The 13,732-nt window shown below is 65.2% G+C and carries 11 protein-coding genes; 5 read left to right on the forward strand and 6 right to left on the reverse strand.

From position 1 onward, the window contains the following. Positions 1-167 precede the first annotated feature (167 nt). The 5 genes from ABD050_RS17990 to ABD050_RS18010 form a co-directional block, all read right to left on the reverse strand. The gene (locus ABD050_RS17990) at positions 168-884 is read right to left on the reverse strand and encodes a M50 family metallopeptidase (protein WP_343890861.1); all 717 of its coding nucleotides are present in this window, start codon (positions 882-884) and stop codon (positions 168-170) included. Positions 885-1,210: 326 nt separating this feature from the next. Further along, positions 1,211-3,292 (reverse strand): hypothetical protein, encoded by a 2,082-nt coding sequence (locus ABD050_RS17995; RefSeq protein WP_343890862.1) that lies wholly within the window; start codon positions 3,290-3,292, stop codon positions 1,211-1,213. Between the two features lie 169 nt (positions 3,293-3,461). Continuing rightward, positions 3,462-4,370, reverse strand: coding sequence for an MBL fold metallo-hydrolase (locus ABD050_RS18000; RefSeq protein ID WP_343890863.1), 909 nt, complete (start codon positions 4,368-4,370; stop codon positions 3,462-3,464). An 86-nt stretch (positions 4,371-4,456) separates the two neighbouring features. Beyond that, positions 4,457-5,185 (reverse strand): alpha/beta hydrolase, encoded by a 729-nt coding sequence (locus tag ABD050_RS18005; protein ID WP_343890864.1) that lies wholly within the window; start codon positions 5,183-5,185, stop codon positions 4,457-4,459. Positions 5,186-5,309: 124 nt separating this feature from the next. Then, complete coding sequence (locus tag ABD050_RS18010; RefSeq protein WP_343890865.1) at positions 5,310-6,101, reverse strand: type 1 glutamine amidotransferase domain-containing protein; 792 nt, start codon at positions 6,099-6,101, stop codon at positions 5,310-5,312. 322 nt (positions 6,102-6,423) lie between these two features. Between ABD050_RS18010 and ABD050_RS18015 the strand changes: the two genes are divergently transcribed. The 5 genes from ABD050_RS18015 to ABD050_RS18035 all read left to right on the forward strand — a co-directional run bounded on the left by ABD050_RS18015 (position 6,424) and on the right by ABD050_RS18035 (position 12,308). Then, complete coding sequence (locus tag ABD050_RS18015) at positions 6,424-6,720, forward strand: putative quinol monooxygenase (RefSeq protein ID WP_343890866.1); 297 nt, start codon at positions 6,424-6,426, stop codon at positions 6,718-6,720. Positions 6,721-6,778: 58 nt separating this feature from the next. Further along, complete coding sequence (locus ABD050_RS18020) at positions 6,779-7,597, forward strand: alpha/beta fold hydrolase (RefSeq protein WP_343890867.1); 819 nt, start codon at positions 6,779-6,781, stop codon at positions 7,595-7,597. Between the two features lie 260 nt (positions 7,598-7,857). Next, complete coding sequence (locus tag ABD050_RS18025; RefSeq protein WP_343890868.1) at positions 7,858-10,917, forward strand: sensor histidine kinase; 3,060 nt, start codon at positions 7,858-7,860, stop codon at positions 10,915-10,917. Continuing rightward, complete coding sequence (locus ABD050_RS18030) at positions 10,910-11,548, forward strand: response regulator (RefSeq protein WP_343890869.1); 639 nt, start codon at positions 10,910-10,912, stop codon at positions 11,546-11,548. The genes ABD050_RS18025 and ABD050_RS18030 overlap by 8 nt, the downstream gene beginning before the upstream one ends. A 241-nt stretch (positions 11,549-11,789) precedes the next feature. Further along, positions 11,790-12,308 (forward strand): winged helix-turn-helix domain-containing protein, encoded by a 519-nt coding sequence (locus ABD050_RS18035; protein ID WP_343890870.1) that lies wholly within the window; start codon positions 11,790-11,792, stop codon positions 12,306-12,308. A 244-nt stretch (positions 12,309-12,552) separates the two neighbouring features. On the opposite strand, the gene ABD050_RS18040 is transcribed toward ABD050_RS18035, so the two are convergent. Beyond that, positions 12,553-13,656: a DUF1176 domain-containing protein gene (locus ABD050_RS18040; protein ID WP_343890871.1), complete on the reverse strand. Its 1,104-nt coding sequence runs from the start codon at positions 13,654-13,656 to the stop codon at positions 12,553-12,555. Positions 13,657-13,732: the final 76 nt, after the last annotated feature.

The raw sequence follows: 13,732 nt of genomic DNA on the forward strand, positions 1-13,732 counted from the left end.
GCGGGCGCCATGCTATGGCGGGTGTGACGGGCAGATTTAACTGAAGTGACCAGGTCAGTTCGGGTAATTCGGGTCTAGCCTATCTTCGCTGCGCTGCCTTGCGCTGCCGCTGAACGCAGGGCAGGTTTCGCCGGGGCTGCTCGAGCGTGCCCAATCGCGTGTCTGCATCACCGTCGAAAAGCGGCAGCAAAACTCCACCACAACAAAAGGACGATCACCGCGCTGATCGCCGCACCCCAGAACCAATAGGGAAACAGCAGGGCATCGGCGATGGCGCTCGTATCGGATCGATGCAGCTCCCCGCCGATGCTGCCTCCGGCGCTGAACAGATAGCTGAATTGCTCCCACACGCTGATACAGGCTTGAACGCCAAGGAGCTGGATACCGAATTGCCGATGATCCGCTGTACCGCGCCATGCGAGAACGAGGATGGCGAGTCCCAATGCCGGAAGAACCACCCAGCCGGTAAGCGTGCTCACCCAGATGATCGTCGAGACGATCAACGCCAGGCCCACAACCGCCAGCGCCACACGCGTCGCCTTGTCGGTCCGCGAGGCGATGATCAGCAGCGATCCGGCGATCGCGGGTCCCAATGGCCCGCTTGCCGCGATCAGCGCATGGGTCAGTCCGGAAGCATTGGAGGGCACCATCGACTGAGCAATTCCGGAGCCATCGGGAAAGATCAGAAGGCGTTCGAACGACGCGCCGGTCAGCAGGGCGGCGAGACCATGGCCCATTTCGTGAAACCAGGTCGCCAATATGGTGAAGGGATAGAGCAGGAGGCTGCCGATCCTCGTCTGCCAAAGTATGACGGATATGATCGCAATCCATATCAGCAGGACGAGACGCTGGCGATGGGCTTTGTCAGCGAGAATACTGGACATCGGCGCTCCGGATTGGACGTAAATTCTGCGGGCCACCCTTATCAGGCCTGACGCTGGCCTGGCTAGAGAAGCGGTTCGTCGCCCCGAGTTATTCACACATCGCGATGTGCTTCCCTTCTCCCTCTCCCAGCGGGAGAGGAGTGTTGGGTGAACAGCGCCCCGCGCTGTTCAGGCCATGCCGGGGGCATGGCCGACCCAACACTGGGCCCATCGCGTAGCGATGGGAAGGGTGAGGGTGACCAATGTGAACGTCCCGTGCTCAACCTCACCCCGCGCTGCTGCGCAGCTTGCCCCTCTCCTGAAAGGAGAGGGGAAGAAGAGGTGATTCACCGCACCCTAACCGCCAGGTCGCGCCCCGCCAGGGCAACATTCCCCGCCCGGTCCCCGGCATGAATGCGGATCGTGTAATTGCCGGGGGAGAGGGTGCCCGGGTTCCAGCCGCCCACGCTCGCCCGGCCGTCGCGCACCATATTGCTGACGACATAGAGAAACCGCGTCCGCTGGTCGCTATGCACCGCGTCGCCGCTATCCGGAGCATAGGCAATCTTCGCGGCATCGGCCGATGTCGGCATGCGATCGAATTCGATGGTAATACGCGGCTGTTCGAACCCGGGCACCGGCGTGCCGTCCGCTTTCAGGATCTGATAGCCCGCCTTGTACAAACCAAGCCGTCGGCGCGGTTCATTATTGTCGACCTGATCCCACGCCTCGGCGACGATGCTGACGGCACCCCCAGTCCTGGACAGCACAATCCGCCCATTCTCCTTGCCCGCAACCCGCCGCCCGGCGGCATCCAGAAGATAGACATCATCGATGCGCGGCGCGACATGATCGCCAAACCCCGGAAAACTGAGCCACGCCGCGTTGATCTTGGCGCGCGGGGGCCCGAGTTCCAGATGGACATGCGCCATCCGGTTGATCGTGCCGAGCGCATCCCCCACCCGAAAGCGGGTACCGCGCTTCACCCGCACCCTGGTGACCCGCCCTTGCGCGTCGCGGATCAGCTGGAAGCGTTCCGGGTCGATCGGCTCGCCCATCGCGGTGCGGCCGACGCGCATATGGATATAGGTCATCTGGTCGAGGCGCAGGCCTTCGCTCAGGCCCTCGACGCCCCAGTTGGGCAGCGGATCCCGCACCCGCTCGTCAGCCGAGGCGACCACTGTCTCGCCGGGCGGGGCGCTGATATCGAGCCCGGCATGGAGGTGATCGCGGCTCTCCCCGTCATAATTGCCGCGCACTTCTCCCATGTCTCCCACCACCTCGTGCCAGCCGGTCTGCGGTCGAACCGGCCATGGGAAGAGAGGCGCTCTCACCAGCGTCGGCAGCGGCGGCCCGGCAATGGCGGCGGTAATCGGCGCGGCATCCGCTTTGCGCATCATGAGCTTGCGGATCGCACAGGCCGAGGCATCCGCGACATACAGCGCGCCGGACCGGTCGATCGCCAGTCCGGCCGGGCCAATCATCGGCATTGCCGCGTTGCCCTGGATCGTCGATCCGGGCCCGGCGAGCACGCGCAATTCGCCCGAGGGAGACATTTCGACAATGCGCCCCCGGCCATAGGAAGCGAGATAGGCGAACCCGTCCCAGGTCGGCACCAGCCCGACAATCCCCCGCAGGAGGCCGGCGCCATCCTTAGGGTCGCTATGGGCGAGCGTCGAAACCCGGCCGTCCCGATCGATCCTGCGGACAGCGTCATTGCCCGAATCCGCAACCACCAGCACGCCGTGCCGATCGATCGCGATCCCGGTCGGCGTATCGAACGCAGCGCCCGAACCCTGCCCATCGGCAAATCCCGGCGCATCCTGCCCCGCCAGGGTCCGCACCTGGCCGTCGGCAGCAATCACGCGGATGCGGTCATTATAGCTGTCGGCGACATAGACCTGACCCTTGTCGTCCACCGCGACACCGATCGGGCCGTTGAAACGCGCCCGTTTCGCCGGACCGTCGCCAAAGCCCGCCACGCCATCTCCGGCGAGCGTCGTCACGGCGCCGTCAGGGCTGATCTTGCGGACCCTGTTCGCGCCGGTCTCGGCGACGAAGAGATTGCCCGCCTTGTCGAGGGCGAGGCCGGAGGGCGTGTCGAACGATCCCGGCAAGGTCGTGACGTTTCCATCACGGTCAATCCTGCGGATGCGGCCGGTATCACCGGCATCGGCGACATAGAGTATGCCCTTGGCACCGAGCGCGACCGCGAAAGGCTCCCCGAAACGCGCTTTTGCCGACGCGCCGTCGACATGACCGTGGACGCCATCGCCGGCCACGGTCGTGATGCTCACGGGCCAGCCGAACTGTGTCGCTTCGGGCTCGAACCAGCCCAATATGGTCAGAAGCCAGAAGCAGCCGGCAGCACCCGCCACGACAAGCAGGCCGATGGCGATCGCGAGCTTGTGGCGTGAAGAGCTGAGCATGGCGACCGCGCCCTAGCAAACATCCGCGCCAGTGCGAACGACTGGAATTGGGTGCGTTGCAACGGCGGGGCTGGATTGCGGGGCTGCAACCTATTTTGGGGTTATCGCACGTGGCACCGCAATGGCGATCGTAACCCGCGGATTTGCGCAAACGATGGCAAAGGCCCCTTCAGAGCGCCAGCGTTTCACCATCTGCGGGTATGGCAAGGCGCTGCTCGTACCCATCGCGTTTCGAGAAAGCACGCAGATCGGCTCGGCTGAGGATGCAGTGGTTGACGGCTTCCATGTGGCTCGCGATCAGCATCGCGTTCGGCGCGGCACGATGCACGGCGAGGACGTCGGCAGGACCCATGATGATCGGGTCGAATCCGATGACGGTCGCCATGCCTGCGTTCAGTACGATCACGTCGGGGGAGTGGCGGGCAATGGCGCGCTCGACCTCCGCGTGCCAGATTGTGTCGCCGGCGACGTAAAGCGTCTTGTGAGCGGGATGGCTCATGACGAAGCCGCTGACGGGCCCGAGGATCTGTGGGAGTGCCTTCAGCGCCGCGTCGGTGCCGTGCTGCCCGCCCGTACGGTTCAGACGCACGCCCCGAAACGCGGTATCTTCGGCCAGCAACCGCACGTCCGAGAAGCCGGCCGACCGGAGCTGGGCGGCGTCCTCGGCATTCTGGGCGAAGATCGGCAGCGACTTGTTCAGCCTGGCCTTCGCCGCCTCGTCCCAGTGGTCGGGATGCAGGTGCGTCACGATGACGGCATCCACATCGACGATCGAGGCGAGCGCCAGAGGCAGCGGCACCAGCGGGTTGCGGCGCTGGCTGTTCGCCGTTCCCTCGAAGCCTGGGTAGGCGTCCTTGTCCGCCAGCACCGGGTCAACAAGGAAGCGGACTCCGCCATAGTCGATGCGCAAGGTCGCATTACGCACCTGGGTCAGGCTCGCACTTCGTCCGGAACGCTCAGCAGGGGCACCGGCCGACCCGCTCGCGGGGAGTATGGCCGAGGCAAGCAGCGCACCACCGCCCAGGGTCATTGCCTGGCGGCGGGTCAAGGCGTTCGGCGTGTGTGGCGCATCAACCATCAGACAGCGTCCTTCAACCGATAATCCGATCATTCCCCGGCGTTCCCAGGCGGTCGGCGCGCGCGTCGCCGCCCGGGACCTTACGGCTATTTCGCGTCGGCGGCCGCAGCCTCGATGAAGGCGACGACTTCCTTGGGGTGGGAAAGCATCACGGCGTGACTGCTGCTGATCTCGGTCAACCTGGCCTTGGCGCGGGTCGCCATGAAGCGCTGCGTGGTCGGCGAGACCATGTGGTCCTGCGTCGTCAGCATCCAGCGGACCGGTTTGTCCCTCCACGCTGCCGTGGTGAGCTTGGTCTGCACCGCACCGAGGCCCCATGGAACCTGCGCCACCGCCATGAAGCCGGTGACCGAGATATCGACATCCTGGGCAAAGGCGCTCGGGAACCTGACGGGATCGACAATGATAAATCCATCCGCGGGCGGCAGCAGTGGTGGACCGGACTCGCCCGGCACCGGGCGGGTGGCGAGTTCGAACACCGATTCCCCGACATCGGGCGCCAGCGCCGCGATATAGGCGAGGCTCTTCACCTTGGGATCAGCGCCGGCTTCGGTGATGACCGCGCCGCCATAGCTGTGGCCGACCAGCAGCACCGGCTTGCTCGCCCTGGCGATCACCTGGCGGGTCGCCTCGACATCGCCGTCGAGCGTGACGGTAGGGTTCTGGACGACCAGCACCTCATAGCCGTCATGCGTAAGGATGTCGTAGACTGACTTCCAGCCCGAGGCGTCGACAAAGGCGCCGTGCACCAGGACGATCGAGACGGGTTTGTCGGGCGCGCGGGCCTGCGCCGTTGCGGGAGAAATCGTGGCCATGGCAATGAGCACTCCTTGGAACCAATGTTTCATCGAAATCACTCCGAAGTTTTGACCGGCATGCCCTCGCGCCCTTGGGCGCGCCTTGCCGGTCGCAGGTGACGGATCGGGCGGGGCGAGCGGATCACGCGTGCCCAACCTTGCGATCCAGGGCGGCGACGAGGGCTTTCGCAATCGGATGGTCCGAACGCGGATTCTGCCCGGTGATCAGTTCGCGATCCTCGATCACATAGGGCTCGAAGTCGGGGCCGGTATCGACCACGGCACCGGCGAGACCGAGCGCGAACGGCATGTCGAAGTAGATCTTCGCATGGAGGATGGTGTCTTCGATGACCTGCTCTTCGGCCTTTTCGAAGACGGTCATGCGGTAGCCGGCATATTGCCAGCCCTTGGCCCAATCCTCCGCCTTGTCGGGATCGCCGGCGATCAGCGCGGCGCGGAACTCGCGTGCATAGGGCAAGGCAGCAATCGCGGAGATCGGGCCGTGGCACAGCATCGCGGTCGGCTTCTGGTGCGCGTGGAAGTGGCGTAGGATCTCGCCGACCTGCTGATCCTGCATCAGGTCGACGATGGGCGCCTGGCCGCCCGGGATGAACACGCCGTCATAGCCGGCGATGCCTTCCAGGATCGAAGCCAGCGTTCGGCCCTTCATCGAGGGATCGTTGGCGTAGAAATCCTTGGCGCGCTGATAGGCCGCGACATCGCCGCCGAAATGGGCGGGCGCGTCCGAGGCCTTGTCGATCGTCGGCGGCGTCCCGTCGGGGGTCGCCATCACGACTTCATAGCCGGCGTCGATCAGCGCCATCGCCGGGACGACGGTTTCGTTGAGATATTGGCCGGTAGCGCCCCAATATCCGCCCCTGGTCTCGATGCGAGTCGCATTCGAACCCAGGACGACGACCTTGCCTTTGCTCATGACGTCCTCCGTTGCGGTGATCTGCCGAAGCAGCAGCCGCACGTCTGATACGCTCGCGTCTCGGGTCCCGGTCGTGAATTGCGGTTAGTTTGGGTTAAGCGAAGCGTGGCGCGGGCATCGACTTCCTGATGCTGCGGCGCGAAACCGGGACCATCTTCGCGCTCAGGCTCATCGTGTCCGGCGACATCATGAGTGCCGAGGCCGGTCGAGCCTGACCGAGTTTTACCGCATTTAACCCCGCCGACGCAGCGCGCTGGTCTAGGGCAGCAATCCACCGAGACGGTGCTGCGCGACGTGGATCGGCTGTAGCGGGAGAACCGAGATGACCGACAATGTGAAGACCGTGGGCATCTTGACGGCCCATCCGGGCAAGGAAGCCGAACTGCGCAGCCTGCTCGAAGGGCTGATCGGCTCCAGCCGCTCGGAACCGGGCAATTTGCGCTACGACCTCTGGGCCGATCCGTCCCAGCCCGGCGTCTTCGTGCTCGACGAACTCTATGTCGACGCGGATGCGGCCGCGGCGCATCGGGCCTCCCTGCATTTTCAGCACTATCGCGCGAATGTCGGCGCGCTGGCCGACCGCCGGGCCTTGAGCCTCCGGGCGGTCGTGGTTGCCTGAGGCGGAGAGACGGAGATTCGAGACGAGGGGCGGGAAGATTATCGAAAGGAACTGAACAATGCCTGTGATCACTACTCCAGACGGCGTGAACATCTTCTACAAGGATTGGGGATCGGGCCAGCCGATCGTTTTCAGCCATGGCTGGCCGCTGTCGGCGGACGACTGGGACGCCCAGATGACCTTCTTCCTTCGCCACGGCTACCGCGTGATCGCCCATGACCGGCGCGGCCATGGCCGGTCCGACCAGCCCGGCACCGGCAACAATATGGACCAGTGGGTTACCGACCTCGCGGCACTGACTGAACATCTCGACCTGCGCGACGCGATCCATATCGGTCACTCGACAGGTGGCGGTGAGGTGGCTCGCTATGTCGCGCGCCACCAGGAGCGCGTCGCGAAGGCGGTGCTGGTCGCTTCGCTGACGCCGAACATGTACCGGAGCGAGGAAAACCCGGCCGGTCAACCGCCGGAGTGGTTCGAAACGATCCGGGCAGGCGTGCTGGGCAATCGAGCGGAGTTCTACCGTTTCGTCCCTGAAAATCCGTTCTACGGCTACAACCTCGATGGGGCCAGGCCCTCGGAGGCGATCATCGCGAACTGGTGGCGCCAGGGCATGGCCGGCGGTGCCCTCGCTCACTACGCGACTGTCGACTCCTGGCTCGAAGATTATACCGAAGACCTCAAGAAGATCACCGTTCCGGTGCTGGTGATGCATGGCGAGGCTGATCAAGTCGTCCCGTTCGCAAGTTCAGTGCCGCGCGCGGTCGACCTGCTCAAGCAAGGGTCGCTGAAGACGTATCCCGGCTATCCCCATGGCATGCTGACCACATATGCGGATGTCCTCAATCCCCACCTGCTCTCGTTCATCAGGTCTTGACGGCGGTCCACTCCACCGTCGGCTTCGCGCCTTGCTCCCTGCCCGCCCCAGCGGGCGCCTGGGGCAACCGTGGCACGCGGAATTTGTCCACGCCGCCCGGAGCGATGCCGACGAAAGCTCCTGTCGGACCGAATAGCTCAGTGACATGTGGCAGACCGCCGATGCGTAACTGAGTGGCAAGCGGAACATGCATTCGGTGAAACTCATGCCCCCCATGCTCCGGCGTGACACCGCGTCCGCTTTGGGTGAAAATAGGGGGCATGTCGCCCGTTGGGAAATTCCTTCTGCTGGGGATGCTCGCCGCGCTCCTCGCCAGCCTGGGCGACGCGTGCGCGGCGAATGCGCCCCGCAGCCTGCAGCAACTGCGGCACACCGCCTGGACTTCGAGAGATGGGGCTCCGCCAGAGGTCTGGGCTCTCGCCCAGTCGGGCGACGGGTATCTCTGGCTCGGCACTGGAGGCGGACTCTACCGGTTCGACGGAACGAGTTTCGAGAAGTTCCGACCCGTCAAAGGCGAGAGCCTTCCCTCGCTCAACGTCAATTCACTGCTTGCCACCCGCTCCGGTGACCTTTGGATTGGCTTTGCATCAGGTGCCTTGGCGAGGCTCAGCGCGGGTCACCTGACCACATTCGACCTGGGCCTCCCGCCGGTCCCCGTGTTGGAGCTGTCCGAGGACCGCGCAGGCGGGATCTGGGCAGCCCTGGGCGAGGGTGACAGAGGCGGCGTCGCGCGCTTTCGTCAGGGTCGATGGGAGATTTTTGGTCGTTCTCGCGGGGTAGCCGCTGGTGCTGCAACCAGCGTCCTCGGCGCGGTCGACGGATCGGTCTGGGTAGCGGCCGATGGCGAACTCGAGGTGCTGCGACCAGGCGCCGATCGCTTCCTGCGCGTCGCCGCATCGGCCTCGGACAGACCAAAGCTGAAGCAGTCGCCGGATGGTGCGATCTGGCTCACCACCGGCGCTCGCCCCGGCCTTCAGCGCGTCGCAGCATCGCCTGCCCAAGCCACGCCGACATGGATTGTGCCGCCGATGACGGTCAATCCGCGAGCGGAGAGCATCCTGTTCGATCGACACGGCAATCTTTGGGGCACCTATGGCAGCGGCGGCGTCTTTCGTCTGGACGGTGTCGGCCTCGGAGGCAGCGCGCTCGTCGCTGGCGCGAAAGCGAGGTTCGGCCTGGAGAGCGGCCTTACCTCCAACCTCGCCAACCCCATCCTGGAGGATCGCGAAGGTAACGTCTGGGTCGGGACGAATCTTGGTCTCGACCAGTTTCGGGAAACCAGCGCGGTGGTGGCCACCGGGCTGCCGACGGACTCGCGCAATGGATTCCGGATAGCGCGGGGCCCTTCGGGCTCCATGTATGTGACTTCGAGCGACGCCCTCTTCACAGCGGGCCCGGACCATATCGCCCGCAAGCTGATCCGACTTCCGCGGCGGCCATTGATCCTCCACACCGACGCCCTGTCGCGGACCTGGATCGGCACGGACCGAACTCTGGGCATTCTGTCCGGCGTCACCGTTCGGGACGTTCCGCTGCCGTGGGGGAATCGCAGGCCCTTTGCGCTTCTCGAGGAGACTGCGGGTCGAATCTGCGTCTCGTCCGTGGAGGGAGCCTTTTGCCGGAAGGGGGGTGGTTGGACGCCCGAACCACGCCTCGGGACCCCGGGCATTCTGCCGATGCAGATGCTCCGCGATGCGGCCGGGCGCATATGGATCGCGGAAGGCAACCGCATCGAGATGGTCGACGAATCCGCACGCCGGCTGTTCTCGGCACGCAACGATCTGGCACTGGGAACCGTCGTGGTGATAGCCGTTCGAGGGCGGCATGTTTACGCGGGTGGCGATTTCGGCCTGGCGCGGTTCGATGGCCGTCGCTTCGTCACCCTCAGATCGGACGTGCACCCGTTTTTGAGCCGGACGGCCGGGATCGTCGAAACGGCCGAAGGCGACCTTTGGCTCAACACTGTCGCGGGCGTCGTCCATATCGCGCGCGACGACCTGGACGAGGCGTTCGCCCATGGCGGACGCCCGGTGAAGGCACGGGTGTTCGACCGCGACGACGGGATGCCCGGCGTGGCACAGCAGGACTCCTGGTCGCAGACGGCGATCGAGGCCTCCGACGGGCGTCTCTGGTTCGTGACTCGGCTTGGCCTCGCCTGGATCGATCCCAAGCGGCTTTCGTTCAATGCGCTCCCGCCGCCCGTGATCATCAAGTCTCTGGTTTCCGGCGGTCGAATCTATGCTGCCGCGGCGCCCATTCGGCTGCCGCAAGGCACCTCCAATCTCCAGATCGCTTATACCGCGCCGAGCCTTTCCGTGCCGTCCCGCGTGCGGTTCCGCTACCAGTTGGAAGGCGTGGACGATGATTGGGTCGATCCGGGCAACCGCCGCGAGGCCTTCTACACGGGGCTCAAACCGGGGAGCTACAGGTTCCGCCTTATGGCGGCGAACGACGACGGCGTATGGAACCGGCGGGGCGCGACCCTGGAGTTCGAGATCCGGCCGACGTTCTTCCAGAGCTGGCCGTTCTACCTGCTCTGCGCGGTGCTGGCGCTGGCGCTTCTGTGGCTCGGCTATTCGCTGCGAATGCGCGCGGTCTCCGAGCGCATCCGCGCACGGATGAACGAGCGGTTGGACGAGCGCGAACGCATCGCGCGCGAGCTGCACGATACCCTGCTGCAGAGCGTGCAGGGTCTGATCATGCGATTCAGCAACATCGCCCAGGACATCGCGACCATACCGCCCGCGCACCACGACATGCTCGACGCGCTGGACAGCGCAGACGCCGTTGTGGTGGAAGGGCGTGACCGCGTACAGGCGTTGCGTCGATGGAGCGGAACACGGAGCCTGTCCGACGCCGTCGGGCAGACTGCCGAGCGGCTGCTGCAGCCCGAGGAGATCGAGACACGCGTGATCGTCGAGGGTGCGGAGCGGACAGTCTATCCGGCGGTCGCCGACGAATTGCTGCGGATCACCGATGAAGCGCTGTTCAACGTTGCCCGCCATGCCGGAGCGCGCAACGTCACCATCGCAATTGAGTTCGGTACGAAGGCACTGATGCTGCGGATTATCGACGACGGCATCGGCATCGGCATCGCGCCGACCGCCGCGGCCCAGGGTGGCGTTGCAGGTCATTTCGGCCTTGTCGGCATGCGCGAACGGGCGGAGAAGATTGACGGAAAACTGGCGATTACCCCCGGCCCGGTGGGTGGCACGCAAGTCGAAGTGACCGTCGCTGCCGAGATCGCCTATGGCGACAGGCCACGCCCGATATGGCTTGCCTGGTGGCGTCGGTTTTCGACGGAGCGTAGCGATGGATGACGCAATAACCGCCAATCCCATCCGTGTGATGGTCGTAGACGATCATCCGATGCTGCGCGACGGAGTCGTCGGTTCGATCAGGCGGCAGCCGGATATGGTCGTGGCGGCGGAGGCGGGCGACGGCGCTGCCGCCATCGCCGCCATCGCGGCGGCACGGCCGAACGTGGTGCTGATGGATCTCCAGATGCCCGGTATCGACGGTGTCGAGGCAATCCAGACGATCAGTAAACAGCACCCGGAGATACGAATCCTCGTGCTGACCACCTATGTGGGCGACGCGAAAGCCTTACGGGCGCTCAAGGCCGGGGCGAACGGCTATCTGCTCAAAAGCGCGATGCGCACCGATCTCATCGACGCGATCCGCGCGGTTCACGGCGGCGGGCACCACATCCCGCCCGAAGTCGCCACGCAGATCGCAGTGCATGCGATCGGCGAACCGCTCACCGAGCGCGAGATCGAGATATTGTCGCTCGTCGCGACCGGAAATCCGAACAAGCAAATCGCATGGAAGCTCGCGATCTCGGAAGATACGGTGAAAGCGCATCTCAAGCGAACGTTCGCCAAATTGGGCGTCGCGGATCGTACGCATGCCGTCACCGTCGCGGCGAAGCGCGGCATCATCGAACTTTGAACGGCCGGACGATCGGTGCGACGGTCGAACCTCCACAAATAACACGCCGGCGGTCGGCCCCTATCACTGAACCGGGTCACTGAACCGGGTATTCTGCCTGCCCCGCATTGGGGCCATAGACCGGTCTCCGCTGCACGCATTAAACTGCGTCGGTCGGACAAATCCTGGCGTTCGCACACCGAGAGGCGATCCGACCGATGCCGGCGCGGCGGCAACGCGCTGTGCGAGGAGGAGTGTCGCAATGCCCGTCGTCGTCCCCTCAAATTCCGTGCCTCCACCAGCGCATGGGTCGGAGCACGCCTCCCCAAGCTTTCACGGCTCAGCCGGGCGGGTGTTCGCGTTCGGCGAGTTCTTCCTCCGGCCGGAGCAGCAGTCGCTGGTGCGGCAGGAGACGCCGGTTAGGATCGGCGGCCGCGCGCTCGACATCCTGACTGTGCTGGTCGAACGACCCGGCGAGCTGGTAGACAAACGCACGCTCATGGTCCGGGTCTGGCCGGAGACCTATGTCGAAGAGACCAATCTCAAGGTGAATGTGGCGGGTCTGCGTCGAGCACTGGGGGACGATCCTGCCAGGCCCAGATATATCGCGACGGTTGTCGGCAGAGGCTACCGCTTCGTCGCGCCGGTCCATTTTACCGGGGCACTCGCATTCGCTTCGGAGGGAGGTCCCGCCAGAGCGAAGCCGAGCATCATAGAATTGCTCGAGACAATCGATTCAGTTCGGCAGCGGCTGGCGCAACTCTCGTCACCCGGAGGATGAGGCGGCGGCGGCACGTTTCGCAAATTTGGCCTTCAACTGCGGCCTGACTCGCGGCGGCTAATCCAAGGCGTACATCGGGTTATGAACGAACGTCGGGTTTCGGAGAGCGGACCTCGCGTCTTAAGTGTCGCCTATTGGGTCTTCTCGACTCCATCGGCCAGCGAACAAATATCAGCTATCATTTCATCGCGCCCGAAACCTGCCATTCCGCTCCCGGCCCAGAACCCGCAATATTCCCGCAAACCTACCGCGAAGACCGAAACAACGTCGGCCAGTCCCCCGGCGCGACCCCGCCACAGGCCTGCTGAAGCGACATCTCCGCCAGGCGGAACGCCTTGCCGTCCCAGATCCAGCTCGCGGACATGCCGCAATCGCCAAGGCCGCGCCCCTTGGCATGCACGCTCAGGGTTCCTGTCCCGGGGTCGAATGCGCCTTCCGTGAAATAGCCGCCATCGGGGTGGTCGGGGTCGCTGCCGAGATACGGCGTCGGCGCGATCAGCCGCCGGGCGTGGCCGCCGCCGCGCGGCGCGATGAAGGCAAGCGACGTCCCCTGATACGCGCCCATCATGCACGGGATCAGCACAAGCGCTTGCCCGTCGTCCAGCGCATGCGCCTCCGGCTCCATCGCGGTCGGGTCCTTTTCGCACGCCTCCTTTTCGAACACCGCCCTCTGGTCGGCGCGAACCCCGGCAATCAGCCGCGCCTCCTCGCCTTTCTGCAGGCTGGCGCTGATCGGGTGGTTGGGGATCTTCGGGATCGGCGGACGCGCCGGCACCTGAGACGCCGGCGCCGGCCCCGGCCGGAAAAGCGCCGTCACGCCGCCCAGCCGGCCTTGCCGTTCGTCCAGCCGCAGCATCGCCGCGGCAAAGCCGTCGAGCGGCACCTCCCCCTCTTCCCCAAGAGAGCCGTCCCCAAGCGAGACTTTCGATGCGTTACGCAGGCGTTGCACGAGCGCCCGGATCGCCACCAGGTCGCTGCTGGTCGCCGCGGTCTCATCGTCCGAAACGGAAATCTGCCATGCCGGCCCGGAAAGGCGCGCCGGCTGCCCGTCTATCCTGATATCGGCAAGGCTGAAGGCATGGGTTGCCCGGATAAACGCGACGAGCGTGCCCGTGGGGCCGCCCTGTCGCTCGATCGTGATGTCGGCGCCGGCCTCGGTCACGCCCCTGGCAACGCAGGCGAGTTCATTGTCGCAGGCCACGAACCAGGATTTGTAGGTGTCATAGGATTGGACTGGCTGCGGCGTCGCGGCGGGCCCGGTCTCGGCGCCCGCGCCCGTGCCGGCGACAACCGCCACAACGAGCAGGCCGGTGGCGATCGCGAGCGTGTGGCGTGAAGAGCTGATCATGGCGACCGCACCCTAGCAAACATCCGCGCCTTAGTCTGCCGGCGCCCAACCTGGTCGGGCCTTGCTGACGAGCGAC

Source organism: Sphingomonas oligophenolica (assembly GCF_039522915.1).
Taxonomy (GTDB): Bacteria; Pseudomonadota; Alphaproteobacteria; order Sphingomonadales; family Sphingomonadaceae; genus Sphingomonas; species Sphingomonas oligophenolica.